Origin of the sequence: Neisseria perflava (assembly GCF_002863305.2) — a bacterium.
Classification (GTDB): domain Bacteria; phylum Pseudomonadota; class Gammaproteobacteria; order Burkholderiales; family Neisseriaceae; genus Neisseria; species Neisseria perflava_A.
The window spans coordinates 1,665,481-1,682,777 of the sequence record NZ_CP136962.1 but is presented as its reverse complement, the minus strand read 5'-3'; the positions used below and the strand labels follow the sequence as shown (position 1 = coordinate 1,682,777).

Below are 17,297 nucleotides of genomic sequence, written 5' to 3'. Positions count from 1 at the left end.
TGGGGCTACAGCTTTTGTTGTAGCCTTTTCTTTGCTAATTCAAAAAAATCTTCTTCTAGTTCGCAACCACAAAATTTCCGACCATGTTTTAAGGCAGCAACGCCTGTTGTGCCGCTGCCCATGAATGGGTCAAAAATTAAATCTCCGATATTTGAAGCCGATAGTATGCAGCGTTCAAGCAAGGCGAGAGGTTTTTGTGTCGGATGTTTGCCGAATATTTTTTCGGTTTTATTTGGTGGAGGAAATGTCCAAACACATTTCATCTGCTTGCCATCATTTTGTACTTTCATCATTTCATAATGAAACGTATGTTTGGCTTTTTTATTTTTCTTTGCCCATAAGATTGTTTCTGTCGAATGGGTAAAAAAACGGCAGGACAAATTAGGGGGAGGATTGGGTTTTTCCCAAGTAATATTGTTCAAAATATGGTATCCGATGGTTTGCATCAGGTAGCCGATTAAATAAATATTATGGAATGTGCCGCAAACCCAAATTGTGCCGTTTGGTTTTAATAAGGCGTAACACAGTCGAAGCCATTCTTCGTAGAATTCCAAATCTGCCGCCATCCCTTTGGATTTATCCCAGTTGCCTTTATTGACGGAAACCATTTGCCCGTTTTGACAACTGAAACCGTCATTGGAAAGAAAGTAAGGCGGGTCTGCGAAAATCATATCAAAACAGCCGTTTGGATGTTTTTCCAATATCTTCCGCATGACGTTAAGGGAATTTTCGTTGTAGAGAACAAGGTCGTCTGAAACGATTTTTTTCAAACGACTTTGATAAATGGCAGCTTCTTCAGCCAGTTTGTTGAAATCACTCATAAATTGCCAATAATTCTCCGACTTTCTTACGACTGCTGCCTTTGGCGGCAATATTGCGCTGTACTTCAACCGTTTTCAGAATGGCAGAAGAATAAATATCTCTCGTAAATTCAGTATCATGATTTGAAATCAAAACGCCTTGAGAGTTAGGCGCAATTTGTTGGGCTGACTGGGCAAGACGGATTTGATCGTCTAAATTGAAACCTTCTTTGGCATAAGTGGTAAATGAAGCGGTTGGGCTTAAAGGTGCATAAGGAGGATCACAATAAACAGTATCTGTATTGTTTATCAGGGACAGGATTGTTTGAAAATCTCCGCACATTAATTCAACTCTGTCAGATTTTTGAATGAAACCTTCCATTTCTTGTTGGGGAAAGTAAGGAGATTTGTAGCGTCCAAACGGCACATTGAATGCCCCTTTGCTGTTGTAACGGCATAAACCGTTAAAAGCATGGCGGTTCAAATAAATAAATAGCGCTGAACGTTCGTGTAGATCTCGGCTGAAGTTGAATTGTTCCCGCAATTCATAGAATCTTGAATCGCTATTGTTTTCAGAAGTAAAGAAAGAGCGGGTATAGTCTATGAATCCGGATTTTTCTTCTTTTAGGATACGGAATAAGCCGATTAAGTCAGCGTTAATATCATTGAGCAGATAATGTTCGAAATCTAATGCAAGAGACAAAGCGGCAGAACCGCAAAAGGGTTCAATCAGACGTTTTCGTGCAGGAGTGGGTAGATTGTGTTCGATAAAGGGGACAAGTTTATGTTTGCCACCAGCCCATTTTAGGAAGGGTTTTGAAGCCATTAGAATGCCAAGTACAAGCGTGGTTGATTGGCTTCGAATTGTGCCAAAACATCGTGAGGAATACAACGGATTTATGTTTTGGGGGCGTGTGTAGAGTAATTCTAAATCCAATGGAACCTTCCATCCCAATGTGTTATTGGATTTATTAGCTTAATCTACTTTAAAAAGGCCGTCTGAAAACCTGTTTCCAAGTTTCAGACGGCCTTTATCCGTGTGGCTAAACCTTAAAAGCGGTTTAGACGACGATATTCACCAAGCGTCCGGGAACGACGATGATTTTCTTCGCAGGCTTGCCTTCCATGAATTTTACTGCGCCTTCGTTGGCAAGGGCGGCGGCTTCGAGGTCGGCTTTGGATGCGTCGGCGGCAACGGTGATTTTGCCGCGCAGTTTGCCGTTGACTTGAACCATGACTTCGATTTCGGATTTGACCAAGGCGGCTTCATCGACTGTCGGCCAGCCTGCTTCCCACAGTTTCGCGCCGTTCAATTCGCTCCACAGGGTTTCGCAGATGTGCGGCACAATCGGCCACAGCAGGCGTACGACGGCTTCCAATACTTCTTGGGCGACGGCTCGGCCTTGTTCGCCGTTGGTGTCGGTTTTGTCGTATTGGTTGAGCAGTTCCATCACGGCGGCGATGGCGGTGTTGAACTGCTGGCGGCGGCCGTAGTCGTCGCTGACTTTGGCGATGGTGGAATGCAGTTTGTGGCGCAGGTCTTTGAGTTCTTTAGACAAACCGTCTTGGCTGCCTGCGAACGCTTTGACCGCTTCGCCTTGTTTCAGGTATTCGTAAACGGTACGCCACAGGCGGCGCAGGAAGCGGTGCGCGCCTTCGACGCCGCTGTCGCTCCATTCGAGGGACTGTTCGGGCGGTGCGGCGAACATCATAAACAGGCGGGCGGTGTCCGCGCCGTAGGCGTTAATCAGTTCTTGCGGATCGACGCCGTTGTTTTTGGACTTGGACATTTTTTCCGTGCCGCTGATGACGACTGGCAGTCCGTCTGCTTTCAGAACAGCGGAAACAGGGCGGCCTTTGTCGTCGAAAGTCAGCTCGACATCGGCAGGGTTGATCCAGTCTTTGCTGCCGTTGGCGCTTTCGCGGTAGTAGGTTTCGCAGACAACCATACCTTGCGTGAGCAGGCGTTCGAACGGTTCGTCAACATTGACCAAGCCTTCGTCGCGCATCAGTTTGGTGAAGAAGCGCGCGTATAAGAGGTGCAGAATCGCGTGTTCGATGCCGCCGATGTATTGGTCGACCGCGCCCCAGTATTTCGCGGCGGCAGGATCGACCATGCCGTCTGAAAATTTGGGCGACATGTAGCGGAAGAAATACCAGCTCGATTCCATGAAGGTGTCCATGGTGTCGGTTTCGCGTTTTGCCGCGCCGCCGCAGCATGGGCAGGTGGTTTCGTAAAACTCGGGCATTTTTGCCAGTGGCGAACCCATGCCGTCGGGTACGACGTTTTCAGGCAGGACGACGGGCAGTTGGTCGGCAGGGACGGGGACGTCGCCGCATTGTTCGCAATGGACGATGGGAATCGGGCAGCCCCAGTAGCGTTGGCGCGAAATACCCCAGTCGCGCAGGCGGTATTGGGTTTTCGGTTCGCCTGCGTCTTGGCTTTGCAGCTTGGTAGCGATGGCGTCGAAGGCCGTCTGAAAATTCATGCCGTCCAAGTCGCCGCTGTTGACCAATACGCCGTTTTCTTTGTCGCCGTACCATTCTTGCCATTGGTTTGCGTTGAATGCGCTGTCGCCGACGGCAATGACTTGTTTTTTCGGCAGGTTGTATTTGGTGGCAAACTCGAAATCGCGTTCGTCGTGCGCCGGAACAGCCATCACCGCGCCGTCGCCGTAGCCCCACAATACATAGTTGGCAATCCACACTTCCAGCTTGTCGCCGTTGAGCGGATTGACGACGTAGCGGCCGGTCGGCACGCCTTTTTTCTCCATCGTCGCCATGTCGGCTTCGGCAACCGAACCGGCTTTGCATTCGGCGATAAATGCCTGCAACTCGGGTTTGTCGGCGGCTGCGGCGGTTGCCAGCGGATGCTCGGCGGCAACGGCGACATAAGTCGCGCCCATCAGCGTGTCGGGACGGGTGGTATAAACTTGCAGGAATTTCGCGTAATCGCCTTCCAAACCTTGTTTGCTGTCGTCTGAAACGGCGAAGCGCACGGTCATACCGCGTGATTTGCCGATCCAGTTGCGCTGCATGGTTTTGACTTGTTCCGGCCAGTGTTCCAGCTTGTCCAAATCGTTGAGCAGCTCTTCGGCGTAATCCGTGATTTTGAAGTAATACATCGGGATTTCGCGTTTTTCGATCAACGCGCCCGAACGCCAGCCGCGTCCGTCGATGACTTGCTCGTTGGCAAGGACGGTTTGGTCGACAGGGTCCCAGTTTACCGTGCCGTTTTTGCGATAGACGATGCCTTTTTCAAACAGCTTGGTAAACAGCCATTGTTCCCAGCGGTAGTATTCGGGTTTGCAGGTGGCGACTTCGCGCTCCCAGTCAATCGCAAAACCCAGGCTTTTGAGCTGGGTTTTCATGTATTCGATGTTGTCGTAGGTCCAAGCGGCAGGGGCGACGTTGTTTTTCATCGCCGCGTTTTCCGCCGGCATGCCGAACGCGTCCCAACCCATAGGCTGCATGACGTTGAAGCCGTTTAAGAGTTTGAAGCGGCTCAATACGTCGCCGATGGTGTAGTTGCGTACATGCCCCATGTGCAGCTTGCCGCTGGGGTAGGGGAACATGGAGAGGCAGTAGTATTTGGGTTTGGAAGCGTCTTCGGAGACGTTGAAAATACGGGCGTCATCCCATTTTTTCTGCGCCGCAGGCTCAATGGCGGCGGGTTGGTAATGTTCTTGCATGGTCATTCTGTTTTTCGCTTGAAAACGTTGGAAAAAATAAAGATGGGATTATAGCAGGTTGTCGGGCCTGTCGGTTTGACAAAGGCCGTCTGAATGTTTGGATGTCGGAAAAGCACAATTTCAGACGGCCTTGAAAATACTGACTTGAGTTTTTGATACTCGCCCACATATCCCACCCAGTTTGAATTCATTCTTAACACTATCAAAATTATGAGCAATAAAGATTTTTACGAAACCCTTGGTGTTGCCCGCAGCGCTAGCGACGATGAAATCAAAAAAGCCTACCGCAAGCTGGCAATGAAATACCATCCCGACCGCAACCCTGACAACAAAGAAGCGGAAGAAAAATTTAAAGAAGTCCAAAAAGCTTATGACACCTTGTCTGACAAGGAAAAACGTACCATGTACGACCAATACGGCCATGCCGCGTTTGAACAGGGCGCAGGTGCGGGCGGATTCGGTGGCTTTGGCGGTTTCGGCGGCCAAGGCGGATTCGGTGGCACGCAAGGCTTCGATTTTTCTGATATTTTCAGCCAAATGTTCGGCGGTGGCGGCAGCGCAGGCGGCCGTCAGCCGGATTACAGCGGCGCGGACTTGCAGGTCGGCATAGAGATTTCGCTTGAAGAAGCCGCCAAAGGCGTGAAAAAACGCATCAACATTCCGACTTACGAAGAATGTGATGTCTGTCACGGCTCGGGTGCCAAACCGGGTACGTCCGCATCGACTTGTTCGACCTGTCACGGCTCAGGTACGGTGCATGTCCGCCAAGCCATTTTCCAAATGCAACAGACTTGTCCGACTTGTCACGGTACAGGCAAAGAAATCAAAGATCCTTGCGTCAAATGCCGTAGCGAAGGCCGCACCAAAACCAGCAAAACGGTTGAAGTCAACATTCCGGCAGGCATCGACGACGGTCAACGCATCCGCTTGAGCGGCGAGGGCGAGCCGGGTCAACACGGCGCGCCGGCAGGCGATTTGTACGTCAATGTCCGCGTAAGACAGCACAAAATCTTTGAGCGCAACGGCTTGGACCTGCATTGCGAACTGCCGATCAGTTTTGCCATTGCCGCATTGGGCGGCGAAGTCGAAGTGCCGACTTTGGACGGCAAAGTCAAACTGCACATTCCGAAAGAAACGCAAACCGGCCGCCGTATGCGCGTGAAAGGCAAAGGCATCAAGTCTCTGCGTTCCAGCTCGACCGGCGATTTGTACTGCCACATTTTGGTTGAAACTCCGGTTAACCTGACCGACCGTCAGAAAGAGTTGCTGGAAGAATTTGAAAAAATCTCCTCCGGCCTCAATCTCAGCCAAACCCCGCGCAAAAAATCGTTTTGGGAAAAAGTAGGCGAAAAAGTAGGCGATTTGTTCTCCGATAATTAATCGCTGCGAGAAAGGCCGTCTGAAACCTGTTTATATTGAGTTTCAGACGGCCTTTTTTATATTTTTCAGACTTTTATCATCTTTTGTTGCTTCAATATAATTTTCTGTGCCATTTCCAAAAACAGTTTCTGCTCGTCTGCAGACAGAACCGCCAAGGCTTCTTGGTTGATGGCTTTGGCAATTTCGGTAGAGCTTGATTGTAAAGCACGCGCGTGTTCTGTCAGCATAATCAAACGGCTGCGTGCATCTTCAGGATTAGGCTCCCGTGTAATCAATCCGTCTCGCTCCATCCGTGCCAGAGTGTTGGCAATCGTTGCCTGCTTCAAATCGGCACGCTCAACTAATTCCTGTTGGCTCAAGCCGTCTTTATTCCATAGCTCGATCAAAATTGGAAATTGTGCAGGCGCAATCCCCAGTGGTTTTAAGCCTTCGCTCAATAAAATGGCAAATTGGCGGGCAATATGGTTCATCAAATAGCCTACCGATTCAGTTTTGAAAACTTCGTTCACTTTGTTTCCTTTAAAATCAAATTATTGCGGATTATATCACAAATATAGCTTGCTATCTTAATTAATAGCAAGCTATACTTATTTCAACTCGATAGCTTGCTATTTAAATACTTTCAGACGACCTCTCTTAAATGTTCAAGGAAACCATAATGAACCGCAATACTTTACGCAAAATCCACGCCGCCGCAGGGGTGGGCGCATTTTTATTCATCGCTTCGTTTTGGAGCAGCACCGTGTTCAGCGAACTCTTCGGCTCGCACGAAACCGTCGCCGCCGTGAAGCAAATCATTGTTTATGCGCTGTTCGGGTTGATTGCCTGCATGGCAACCGCAGGCGCAACAGGCATGAAAATGGGCGGCAAAAGCAAACACGCCGCGATTGCCGCGAAACGCCGACGCATGCCGTTTATCGCTGCCAACGGAATGCTGATTTTGCTGCCTTGTGCCTTTTTCTTGAATAACCGCGCTTCTGCCGGACAGTTTGACATCGTGTTTTATATCGTTCAAATCGTAGAACTGATTGCCGGTATAGCTAATCTGACGCCGTTGGGACTGAGCATGAAAGACGGATTTTCTATCCGTAAACCCAAATTGAAATCCATTTAATTGTTAATTTAAGAGAAAACATCATGAAACCTGATATTCCGCAACGTTACGGCACTACAACCCGCTTTCTGCATTGGACTATGGCGACCTGCTATCTGTTTATGTTTGCAACCGCCATTGCTTGGAATATGGATGAAAGTCTGAAGTTTTTGACTAATCCTCATAAGGCGGTTGGCTTTCTTCTGCTGATATTGTCTGCTTGGCGTGTGATGCGGGCAATCCGCCAGTCCAGCAATCGACCGGTTGGCAGTATGGCTGCCAAATTTGGACATTGGGCAATGTATCTCCTGATGCTTGCCGTTCCAGTCACAGGTGTTATGAGACAAATTACTCAGGAAGGACAGATTCACGGAGTACTGGCATTTTCGTTGCTGTTCTTGTCTCTGGGACATATCGGCATGGTCGTTTACCACTACATCAAAGGCGAATCCGTAATGCCCCGAATGTTCGGAAGAGCTTAAATATCTCACATCAATTTAAACCTATAAGGAGCTATCCATATGAATATCCGTAAAAAAACAGCTCTGATTGCCATTGCCGTCACTGCCTTTGTCGCTGTCGGTTGTACTGCAAATGCCAAACAGTGGCAGGAAAAATGTGAAGCCTTTCAAAACAGTGTTGTCCTCATTAATACTTTTGAAGTGCCGCAGGGTAAAGAAGCCGAAGCTTTGGCTTCTTGGCAAAAAGCGCGTGATTTTTTGAAAACCCAGCCGGGCTATATAGCTACGCACCTGCACCAAAATATAGATCCAAACGGTAAATATCATTTGGTCAACGTAGCCCGTTGGCGCAATATGGAAGATTTTAAAGCCGCTACTGCCAAGATGCGTCAGGCCCTGCCGGATAATATGCCTGAAGGGGTTACAGCCAGCCCGGGTTTGTTTAAAGTGATTGAAAACGATATGCCGCATGGTTTTGGCGGATATAATGGCAAAGGATTCGGCCGTAAATTTGAAGTATGCGGCAAGTAATCGCAGGCCGTCTGAAACCTGCTTGAATGAGGTTTCAGATGGCCTTTTGTTTTTCTTTTTGTTGCTTCAGGCTATGGTTTGCCTTACAATTCGCGCTTCACTCTTACGGGAGTAGCCATTCGGCGCAATGCCGAAACCGTTGTCAACATAATCGGCTTGTGCGGCCGTGGCAGCGGTATCTTCTCTGCTTTATCGGAAGACAGGCAAGACGTAAGCGTTGTCCATACCCTTGCGGGCGGTATGCACAGCGCTTTTTGTTTGCCCGCTTGTCGGTTGAGTATCTTAAATCATGGAAGCTTTTTTCTCCTCGACGCTGGGCGTTGCCATTGCCGAAATCGGCGATAAAACGCAATTGCTCGCGCTCTTTTTGGCAGCACGTTTTGCCCACAAAAACGCGATTGTTGCCGGTATTTTTATTGCAACCCTGTTGAACCATCTTGTTTCAGCCGCACTCGGTGTCTGGCTGGCATCTGCTATTTCGCCCGAAGTCATGAAATGGGTGGTCGGCGGCAGTTTTATTGCAGTCGGATTATGGCTGCTGTTGCCGGATAAAGACGAAGACCCTGATGGCAAATGGCTGAAATACGGCGCATTTACGGCGACGGTCGTCCTGTTTTTCTTGGCTGAAATCGGCGATAAAACGCAGATTGCAACAGTTCTTTTAGCAGCAAAATACCAATCTATCCTGCTGGTCGTGTTCGGCAGTATTGCCGGTTTGATGATTGCTTCTGTGCCTGCCGTGTATTTGGGCGAAATGCTGATGCGCAAAATTCCAGCCAAAGCAGTGCGTATTGTTGCATGTATCTTGTTCTGCTTACTGGGTATTTTGACCCTGCTTGGCGACGGTATTGTGTTGAAGGCCGTCTGAAATGTGGGACATTGTTTTTGAACACGAAGACTTTGTGGTCATCAATAAGCCTTGCGGCGTATCGGTGCAGAGCGAATCGGAAGGGGATGTTTGCCTGACCGCTTCGCTGGCGCAGCAACTCGGCGTTGAACGCGTGTGGCTGATTCACCGATTGGACAAGGCCACCAGTGGCCTGTTGCTGTTTGCGCTCAACCGCGACAGCGCGGCGGCTTTGTCGGCACAGTTTGCCGAGAAAACCATGCGTAAAACTTATTTGGCACTCGGTACGCACAAGCCGGCGAAAAAGCAGGGCTGGGTGAAAGGCGGTATGGCGCGTTCGCGGCGCGGTACATGGAAGCTGACGCGAGACGAGGATAATTTTGCCATTACCCGTTTCAGCAGCCAAAGCCTGCAGCCCGGTTTGCGTCTGTTTGTGTTGCAACCGTTTACCGGCAAAACCCATCAGCTGCGCGTGGCCATGAAAAGCATAGGCAGTCCGATTTTGGGCGATACGCTGTATGGCGGCGATGCGGCGGGACATCTGTTTTTGCACGCTTGGCGTTTGGTTTTCGACTATCGCGGCGAGCATTTCGATATTCGGGTTACGCCTGATAAAACATGGCCGTCTGAAATCGATTTGTCGGCGTGTTTGGATTCGGATGAATCCGAATAGAAGCAGTGAGATTTTTGTGTATATTAAAAAAGGCCGTCTGAAATTGTTCAGACGGCCTTTTGATTGTTTCAAGTTTACATTTCCAATTCGCTCAAACCCGGCAAGTCGGCAAAACAGCGGTCGTGCGTAATTTGGCAGAAGTTGTCCAGATAGCCTTTGTTGGCATCTTCCGTACGAATGGCTGCATAAAGTTTGCTTTGCAGGCCGTCTGAAGTGATTTTGCGGTGGACGACGTAGCCTTTTTCCAGATACGGCATGACCGTCCAATAGGGCAGGGCAGCGATGCCGCGTTTGCTGGCAACCAGCTGGATAATGGCAATGGTCAGCTCGCTGTGGCGGCGCGGCGGATTAATGCCTTTGGGCAGCAGCACTTTTTTGGGCAAATCCAGCATCTCGTCGGGGACGGGATAAGTAATCAAGGTTTCGTCGATAAAGTCTTCCGCTTCCCAAACGTCTTTGTCGGCAAGCGGGTGATCTTCTGCGCAGATGCCAACCATTTCATAGGCAAACAGAGGGCGGTAGCTGATGCCGTTGAGCGGCTCGGCTTCGGAAACGATAGCAAGGTCGGCTCGGTGTTGCAGCAGCAGCCCAACCGGATCGGCTTGGAAGCCGGAAACGATGTCCAATTCAACTTGCGGCCATAAGGGGCGAAACTCGCCCATGGCAGGCATCAGCCAGTCGAAGCAGGTGTGGCATTCGACGGCAAGTCTGAGTTCGCCGGCTTCGCCTTCGATAATCCGCACCAAATCACGTTCGGCGGCGGCAACCTGCGGCAACAGCTCGCGCGCCAGTTGCAATAGGCGCATACCGGCAGGTGTGAAGCGCAAAGGTGTGGATTTGCGTTCAAACAACGGCGTTTCGTAATAATTTTCCAAGGCGCGGATTTGGTGCGACAGGGCGGATTGGGTCAGGAAAACCCGTTTGGCGGCAAGGGAAACGCTGCCGGTTTCTTCTAAAGCCAGCAAGGTTTTGAGATGACGCAATTCGATAATAGAGTCCATGTGTTTTCAGACGGCCGGTGGGTAAGGTGGGGTATATTAAAATAATTCATGATGATGTGCAAATGATTAATGTTGGGAATGATTGCTGAAATCGGAATGTAAGAATTTGAGGCATAAACAGATTTTGCGGTTAGAATGCGAGGCTGTTTTTGAAGATAGATATAAGGAGCGGAATATGGCTTTACGCCGCGAAATTCTGGCTTGGTGTGATGAGACTTTGCAGGTCGGGCTGTTTAAGGACTATGCGCCCAATGGTTTGCAGGTCGAAGGCAAGGAAAAAATTACCAAAATCGCTACTTCGGTTACCGCCAGCAAAGCTGTAATCGATTTTGCCGTAGGGCAGGGGGCGGATATGCTTTTGGTTCACCACGGCATGTTTTGGAAAAGTGAGCCTGTCACGATTACCGGTTGGAAAAAAGCACGCATTGAAACCTTGCTGCAACACCAAATCAATATGGTGGGCTACCACCTGCCGCTGGACGCGCACCCGCAATTAGGCAATAACGCACAGTTGGCCGAGAAACTTGATTGGGCGCTCGAAAAACAATTCGGTGAGCAAAACCTGTTGAATACAGGCCGTCTGAAAACCACGCAAACGCTGGCGCAGTTGTCTGAACACATTGAGACAACATTCGGCCGCAAGCCGACCGTTATCGGCGATCTAGAACGCGAAATCAAACGTATTGCCTGGTGCAGCGGCGGTGCGCAGGGATTTTTTCAGACGGCCGTAGACGAAGGTGTCGATGCGTATCTGACCGGTGAAATTTCCGAAGCGCAATATCATCTTGCCAACGAAACGGGTGTGGCATTTATCAGTGCCGGCCATCATGCGACAGAACGCTACGGCGTACGCGCCTTAGGCGATGCCGTGGCAGAAAAATTCGGTATCGAAGTGGTTCACTTTGATGAAAACAACCCTGCCTGAGTATTGAGCAATATCATAAAAACTTTACCTTATTTTAAATAATGCTTTGAGTATTACAACAAACTAGGTAGAATTACGCTGTTTAATGGCTCGGTATTCCCAAAATTTTAGGACGACTGAATAATGGATAATCAAGAAATCAACAACGGTCGCCGCCGTTTCCTGACACTGGCTACATGCGGTGCAGGCGGTGTGGCGGCTCTAGGCGTAGCTACGCCTTTCGTGGCCAGCTTCTTCCCATCGGAGAAAGCTAAGGCTGCCGGTGCTGCTGTCGAAGTAGATGTCAGCAAAATCGAAGCAGGTCAAATGCTGACTGCCGAATGGCAGGGTAAACCGATTTGGCTGGTCAACCGCACAGATCAACAGCTCAAAGACTTGAAAAGTTTGGATGGCGCAGTTACAGATCCTAATTCCGAAGTGGATCATCAGCCCGAAAACTGTAAAAACGAGACCCGTTCGATCAAGCCGAACCTCCTCGTCGCTATCGGTATCTGTACCCACCTGGGTTGCTCTCCGACCTACCGTCCCGACGTTGCCCCTGCGGATTTGGGCGCAGACTGGAAAGGCGGCTTCTTCTGCCCGTGCCACGGTTCGAAATTCGACATGGCAGGCCGAGTATACAAAGGTGTTCCTGCACCGACCAACTTGGTTGTACCGCCTTACAAATATCTGAGCGATACAACTGTTTTGGTGGGCGAAGACTAAAAATAAGGAACGATAATTATGGCAAACCAAACCAATAGCAAAGCAAAAGCATTGTTAGGCTGGATGGACGCTCGCTTCCCTCTGTCTAAAATGTGGAATGAGCATTTGGCTCAATACTATGCGCCGAAGAACTTCAACTTCTGGTATTACTTCGGCTCTTTGGCCCTGCTTGTCCTTGTAATTCAAATCGTCAGCGGTATTTTCCTGACCATGAACTACAAACCGGACGGCAACCTTAACGCCTACCATCTGCCTGCTGCCTTTACCGCAGTAGAGTACATCATGCGCGACGTGTCCGGCGGCTGGATTATCCGCTACATGCACTCCACCGGCGCATCTTTCTTCTTCATCGTCGTTTATCTGCACATGTTCCGTGGTCTGATTTACGGTTCATACAAAAAACCTCGTGAATTGGTGTGGATTTTCGGTTCCCTGATTTTCTTGGCATTGATGGCAGAAGCCTTTATGGGTTACCTGTTGCCTTGGGGTCAAATGTCCTTCTGGGGTGCGCAGGTAATTATTAACCTGTTCTCCGCCATCCCTGTTATCGGTCCTGATTTGTCCACTTGGATCCGCGGTGACTTCAACGTCTCCGACGTTACTTTGAACCGCTTCTTCGCCCTGCACGTTATCGCAGTACCTCTAGTATTGCTCGGCTTGGTTGTGGCTCACATCATCGCCCTGCACGAAGTGGGTTCTAACAACCCTGATGGCGTTGAAATCAAGAAAAACAAAGACGAAAACGGTATTCCACGCGATGGTATCCCATTCCATCCTTACTACACTGTTAAAGACATCTTGGGTGTTGTTGTATTCCTGATTGTCTTCTGTTCTGTGTTGTTCTTTGCACCTGAAGGCGGCGGCTACTTCTTGGAAGCGCCAAACTTCGATGCAGCAAATGCGCTGAAAACACCTCCTCACATTGCGCCGGTATGGTACTTCACTCCGTTCTACGCAATTTTGCGTGCGATTCCTTCCTTTGCCGGTACTCAGGTATGGGGTGTAATCGGTATGGGTGCAGCAGTTGTCCTGATCGCCTTGTTGCCTTGGTTGGATAAAGGCGAGGTTAAATCTGTCCGCTATCGTGGCCCAATCTTCAAAACTGCGTTGGTTCTGTTCATCATTGCCTTCATCGGTTTGGGTATTTTGGGTGCAATGGTAGCAACTGATACTCGTACTTTGGTTGCACGTATCCTGTCTTTCGTCTACTTTGCATTCTTCCTGGGTATGCCGTTCTATACCAAACTGGATACCAACAAACCAGTTCCTGAACGCGTAACCATGAGCACTACTAAACAAAAAATTATGTTCTTTGTTTACGTCGGTATTACCGTTGTCGGTGCTTACTTGTTTGCAACCAATATCTGATGAGGGCAGCGAAAATGAAACAAACTTTGAAAAACTGGTTTGCTGCCTTATTGCTGGCAGTGCCTATGAGTGCAGCCGTCGCCAGCGGCGGCCATGCAAACTACGAAAAAGTCGATATCGACCTGCGTGATCAAGTCAGTCTGCAGCACGGTGCGCAAATCTTTACAAACTACTGTTTGTCTTGCCACTCTGCAAGCGGTATGCGCTTCAACCGTCTGAAAGATATTGGTTTGACTGAAGATGAAATCAAGAAAAACCTGATGTTCACAACAGACAACGTTGGTGACGTAATGGTAGCGGCAATGGATCCGAAAGATGCCTCCAAATGGTTGGGTGCGCCTCCGCCGGATTTGACCCTGATTGCTCGTTCTAAAGGTGCAGACTACCTGTACGCTTATATGCGCGGTTTCTATAAAGACCCAACTCGTCCGAACGGTTGGAACAATACTGTTTTGGCCGGCGCGAGTATGCCTCACCCATTGTGGGAGCAACAAGGTGTTCAAGCCGTTGAGTTGGATGCCAAAGGTCAGCCCGTTATGATTAAAGACGAGCATGGCAACCTGACTCCTAAACTGTATTGGGAATCTACCGGTCTGCACAGCCGTCGTCTGCCTAACGGTAAAGTAATCCAAAAAGAGTACGATGCGTATGTGCGCGATTTGGTAAACTACCTGGTATACATGGGTGAGCCTGCTCAATTGCAACGCCACCGTATCGGTTACATGGTTTTGACATTCCTGTTTGCCGTAATGTTGCCGTTGGCGTACTTCCTGAAAAAAGAATTCTGGAAAGACGTTCATTAATTCTTTTGAATCAAAAAGGCAAACCTGTTTCAGGTTTGCCTTTTTGTTTGTGAAATTGGTTTATGCGGAAATAATGTAAATTTTAAAATTACTTAATATAAACAGTGTGTTATTTTAAATTTATGGATTAAGTATTTGAAATTATGTATAATTCTTTCAGAATTTTTATAAGGCTTAAGGCCGTCTGAAAAGATTGATCAGGAGTAGAAGATTATGATGACTTTGTATTCGGGTATTACTTGTCCATTCAGCCAACGTTGCCGTTTTGTGTTGTATGAAAAAGGCATGGATTTTGAAATCAAAGATGTGGACGTGTTCAATAAACCCGAAGACTTGGCTTTGATGAATCCGTATAACCAAGTACCGGTCTTGGTTGAGCGTGATTTGATTTTGCATGAATCAAACATCATCAACGAATACATTGATGAGCGTTTCCCTCATCCTCAGTTGATGCCGGGTGATCCTGTTATGCGCGGTCGCGGCCGTTTGGTGCTGTACCGTATGGAAAAAGAATTGTTCAGCTTGGTACAAGTGTTGGAAAACCCTGAATCTACCAATAAAGAACAAGCTAAAGCGCGTGAAGCCATTGGCAATGGTTTGACATTGTTGGCACCATCTTTTACTAAAAACAAATACATCTTGGGCGATGACTTTTCTATGATTGATGTTGCCTTGTCTCCGCTGTTGTGGCGTTTGGATTATTACGACATCAAACTGGGTAAATCTGCTGCGCCTTTGCTGAAGTACGCCGAGCGCATTTTCCAACGCGAAGCCTTTATTGAAGCATTGACGCCGGCTGAAAAAGCCATGCGTCGTTAAGGGACGGATTTATGGCAACTTCAACCAAACCGTATTTTTTGCGCGCTTTGTATGAATGGTGTCTGGATAATAACCAAATACCACACATCGTCGCTTGGGTAAACGAACATACCCGTGTTCCGCTGCAGTATGTACGTGACAATGAGATTGTTTTAAATATTGGCCCTACTGCCAGCCATAATTTAAATATCGACAACGAATGGGTCAATTTCTCTGCCCGCTTTTCTGGCGTAGCGCACGAGATTTGGATTCCGGTTGGTCATATTGTCAGTATATTTGGTCGCGAAAGTGGAGAGGGTATGGGGTTTGAGGTAGAACCATATCAGCCTGCTTCTACCAGTCCTGCTGCAACGGAAGATAAAAAAGCTGAATCTGCGGAAGAAAAACCGAAAAAAGTATTGAAGCTTGTGAAGTAATCAAAGACAAAAGGCCGTCTGAAATGTTTCAGACGGCCTTTATTGATTAGGTATTGAAGGGAAGCTCTGATGCCTTATCTGGTTATTAATTAACCCAAACAAAAAAGCTCTTGTATTTAACAAGAGCTTTTTTGTTTAGTGGTGGAGGTAAGCGGGATCGAACCGCTGACCTCTTGCATGCCATGCAAGCGCTCTACCAACTGAGCTATACCCCCGAAATTTGGTGGCGAATCAGGGACTCGAACCCCGGACACAAGGATTATGATTCCTCTGCTCTAACCGACTGAGCTAATTCGCCGTTTCGTGAAGTCGCTATTATAGTTTTTTTTGAATATTTGGCAAGCGCTAATTTAGCTTTTTTTTATTTCTTATTGTTTTTAAAAAATAAAAAGTAGGTTGTCAGGCTATAGCTTATGGCAAATATCGCCGTGGCTAAAGCCTGTCCAATCAATATCGATGTCTTTGCCAAAAGCGATCACTTTAAAAAGTTCACCCATTTCGTGCTGATGTATCAGTTTCTGTACTGCGGCAGCGGCTTGGATATATTCAACCGAATCCGGGCTGCCGATTTGTGCCAGCAGGTCAGTGATGCCGAGATTGAGCAGGAAATAAGATTGGGGCAGGTAGCCGATTAAGTCCAAACCTGATTCCGTGCCGGCACGTGCAATATCGGTGAAATTAACGTGCGCAGTCAAATCGGTCAGACCGATATTGAAAAACGGATCATGGATGGTGTGGTGGCGATAGTGGCCGATAAATGTGCCTTCCTTACGTTGCGGATGGTAATACTGAGCGGCATCGAAGCCGTAATCGATAAATATCATGCCGCCGCGCTGCAATTTGGCGGCCAGGGTTTGGATAAAGGCATATTGTGCCGGATGCAGCTCGCTTGTGTATGAGGGAAGGGGAGGGAAGTATAAGGCGGCTGTTTGCGTAAGTTCGGCTTGGGCTAATGGTCTGATGGCTTCGATTAGCTCGTCATTCTTTAGGCTGACGCCGATTTGTTGAAACCCGTCATCTTGATAAATCAAGCGTTCAACCGGCATGGCATCCAATACTTCGTTGCCGATGATGATGCCGTCAAAGTGTTCGGGTAATGTGGTGAGGTGGATGACTTTTGTGGCTGCTTCGGGGGAAGTATGTTTAAGAATATATTGGCGTTGTCTCTCTGCAAGCTCTGCTGATAGTTCGATAATATAGTAATGATTTAGGCCGTCTGAAAGGTTTTGCAAGAGTGTGGCAGCGAGATGACCTGTGCCTGCACCAAATTCGTAGATATTGCCTGCTGTTTGCGGCAGTAATTCGGCAAGTTGTTTGGCAAGGGTTTGTCCGAATAGAGGGGAGAGGGTGGGGGCAGTAATGAAGTCGCCGTCTGTACCGATTTTATGGCTGCCTCCGCTGTAATAGCCGTATTGAGGTGTGTAAAGGGCAAGCTCCATAAAACGGGAGAAGGGTATCCAGTTTTGATGTTGTTCAATTTCGTTTTTTATGAGCTTGGTTAAGTGTGCTGAAGAGGCTTGTGCATTAGGGGAGGGGAGGGGGAGTTGAGGCTTCATGACTGTTAGATAATGTAAAAAATTTGAATTTGTTTGTATATTATAGCCCCTTATGAGAGGGGTGGTAATTGAGTATAAAAATACTATATGTAGTATTTTATACTATAAATAATACTACATATAGTATTTAATGCTAAACGAGACACTTAATAAACCCATATGTCATGCATCATTACATATATAAGATGTTGAATTTAAATCGTTTAGTGTTTTATTTCAGATAAGAA

18 protein-coding genes and 2 tRNA genes are annotated in these 17,297 nt (G+C 48.1%); 12 read left to right on the top strand and 8 right to left on the bottom strand.

The window, feature by feature from the left end; all coding sequences use genetic code 11:
• Positions 1 to 5: 5 nt before the first annotated feature.
• The 3 genes from CYJ98_RS07790 to leuS form a co-directional block, all read right to left on the bottom strand.
• Positions 6 to 821, bottom strand: coding sequence for a DNA-methyltransferase (locus tag CYJ98_RS07790; protein ID WP_101756046.1), 816 nt, complete (start codon positions 819 to 821; stop codon positions 6 to 8).
• Complete coding sequence (locus CYJ98_RS07785) at positions 814 to 1,626, bottom strand: DNA adenine methylase (protein ID WP_070829862.1); 813 nt, start codon at positions 1,624 to 1,626, stop codon at positions 814 to 816. The genes CYJ98_RS07790 and CYJ98_RS07785 overlap by 8 nt, the downstream gene beginning before the upstream one ends.
• Positions 1,627 to 1,861: 235 nt before the next feature.
• Positions 1,862 to 4,492, bottom strand: a complete 2,631-nt coding sequence (gene leuS, locus CYJ98_RS07780; protein WP_101756045.1) for a leucine--tRNA ligase — start codon at positions 4,490 to 4,492, stop codon at positions 1,862 to 1,864.
• Between the two features lie 210 nt (positions 4,493 to 4,702).
• On the opposite strand from leuS, the gene dnaJ reads away from it, so the two are divergent.
• Positions 4,703 to 5,872, top strand: coding sequence for a molecular chaperone DnaJ (dnaJ, locus tag CYJ98_RS07775; protein ID WP_101756044.1), 1,170 nt, complete (start codon positions 4,703 to 4,705; stop codon positions 5,870 to 5,872).
• A 65-nt stretch (positions 5,873 to 5,937) separates the two neighbouring features.
• Here the strand turns inward: dnaJ and CYJ98_RS07770 are convergent, their stop codons facing one another.
• Entirely contained in the window at positions 5,938 to 6,381 is a 444-nt protein-coding gene (locus tag CYJ98_RS07770) for a MarR family winged helix-turn-helix transcriptional regulator (protein WP_419150072.1), read from the bottom strand.
• 149 nt (positions 6,382 to 6,530) lie between these two features.
• On the opposite strand from CYJ98_RS07770, the gene CYJ98_RS07765 reads away from it, so the two are divergent.
• The 5 genes from CYJ98_RS07765 to CYJ98_RS07745 all read left to right on the top strand — a co-directional run bounded on the left by CYJ98_RS07765 (position 6,531) and on the right by CYJ98_RS07745 (position 9,477).
• A complete protein-coding gene (locus CYJ98_RS07765; RefSeq protein ID WP_167382873.1) occupies positions 6,531 to 6,986 on the top strand; it encodes a hypothetical protein in 456 nt (151 codons plus the stop codon).
• A 23-nt stretch (positions 6,987 to 7,009) separates the two neighbouring features.
• On the top strand, positions 7,010 to 7,447 hold the full coding sequence (locus CYJ98_RS07760) for a cytochrome b (protein ID WP_101756042.1): 438 nt from the start codon (positions 7,010 to 7,012) through the stop codon (positions 7,445 to 7,447).
• A 39-nt stretch (positions 7,448 to 7,486) separates the two neighbouring features.
• Positions 7,487 to 7,957, top strand: coding sequence for an antibiotic biosynthesis monooxygenase family protein (locus tag CYJ98_RS07755; protein WP_101756041.1), 471 nt, complete (start codon positions 7,487 to 7,489; stop codon positions 7,955 to 7,957).
• 289 nt (positions 7,958 to 8,246) lie between these two features.
• Complete coding sequence (locus CYJ98_RS07750) at positions 8,247 to 8,825, top strand: TMEM165/GDT1 family protein (protein ID WP_101756040.1); 579 nt, start codon at positions 8,247 to 8,249, stop codon at positions 8,823 to 8,825.
• Between the two features lies 1 nt (position 8,826).
• Complete coding sequence (locus tag CYJ98_RS07745) at positions 8,827 to 9,477, top strand: TIGR01621 family pseudouridine synthase (RefSeq protein WP_101756039.1); 651 nt, start codon at positions 8,827 to 8,829, stop codon at positions 9,475 to 9,477.
• Between the two features lie 74 nt (positions 9,478 to 9,551).
• Here CYJ98_RS07745 and CYJ98_RS07740 read toward each other — a convergent pair whose 3' ends face one another.
• Complete coding sequence (locus tag CYJ98_RS07740) at positions 9,552 to 10,478, bottom strand: LysR family transcriptional regulator (RefSeq protein WP_003748251.1); 927 nt, start codon at positions 10,476 to 10,478, stop codon at positions 9,552 to 9,554.
• Positions 10,479 to 10,653: 175 nt separating this feature from the next.
• Between CYJ98_RS07740 and CYJ98_RS07735 the strand changes: the two genes are divergently transcribed.
• The 6 genes from CYJ98_RS07735 to CYJ98_RS07710 all read left to right on the top strand — a co-directional run bounded on the left by CYJ98_RS07735 (position 10,654) and on the right by CYJ98_RS07710 (position 15,514).
• Positions 10,654 to 11,403 carry a Nif3-like dinuclear metal center hexameric protein gene (locus CYJ98_RS07735; protein ID WP_101756038.1) on the top strand — a complete coding sequence of 250 codons (750 nt, stop codon included), beginning with the start codon at positions 10,654 to 10,656 and terminating at the stop codon, positions 11,401 to 11,403.
• Between the two features lie 123 nt (positions 11,404 to 11,526).
• A complete protein-coding gene (gene petA / locus CYJ98_RS07730) occupies positions 11,527 to 12,108 on the top strand; it encodes a ubiquinol-cytochrome c reductase iron-sulfur subunit (protein ID WP_003681863.1) in 582 nt (193 codons plus the stop codon).
• 18 nt (positions 12,109 to 12,126) lie between these two features.
• Positions 12,127 to 13,476 carry a cytochrome b gene (locus CYJ98_RS07725; protein WP_003681866.1) on the top strand — a complete coding sequence of 450 codons (1,350 nt, stop codon included), beginning with the start codon at positions 12,127 to 12,129 and terminating at the stop codon, positions 13,474 to 13,476.
• Positions 13,477 to 13,490: 14 nt separating this feature from the next.
• Positions 13,491 to 14,279 carry a cytochrome c1 gene (locus CYJ98_RS07720; protein ID WP_180947878.1) on the top strand — a complete coding sequence of 263 codons (789 nt, stop codon included), beginning with the start codon at positions 13,491 to 13,493 and terminating at the stop codon, positions 14,277 to 14,279.
• Between the two features lie 213 nt (positions 14,280 to 14,492).
• Positions 14,493 to 15,098, top strand: a complete 606-nt coding sequence (locus tag CYJ98_RS07715) for a glutathione S-transferase N-terminal domain-containing protein (protein WP_039861850.1) — start codon at positions 14,493 to 14,495, stop codon at positions 15,096 to 15,098.
• A gap of 11 nt (positions 15,099 to 15,109) precedes the next feature.
• Positions 15,110 to 15,514, top strand: a complete 405-nt coding sequence (locus CYJ98_RS07710; RefSeq protein ID WP_101756037.1) for a ClpXP protease specificity-enhancing factor — start codon at positions 15,110 to 15,112, stop codon at positions 15,512 to 15,514.
• Positions 15,515 to 15,653: 139 nt separating this feature from the next.
• Here the strand turns inward: CYJ98_RS07710 and CYJ98_RS07705 are convergent.
• The 3 genes from CYJ98_RS07705 to CYJ98_RS07695 form a co-directional block, all read right to left on the bottom strand.
• Positions 15,654 to 15,729, bottom strand: a tRNA-Ala gene (locus CYJ98_RS07705).
• 6 nt (positions 15,730 to 15,735) lie between these two features.
• Positions 15,736 to 15,812: transfer RNA gene (locus CYJ98_RS07700), tRNA-Met, on the bottom strand.
• A gap of 106 nt (positions 15,813 to 15,918) precedes the next feature.
• On the bottom strand, positions 15,919 to 17,070 hold the full coding sequence (locus tag CYJ98_RS07695) for a class I SAM-dependent methyltransferase (RefSeq protein WP_101756036.1): 1,152 nt from the start codon (positions 17,068 to 17,070) through the stop codon (positions 15,919 to 15,921).
• Between the last annotated feature and the right edge of the window lie 227 nt (positions 17,071 to 17,297).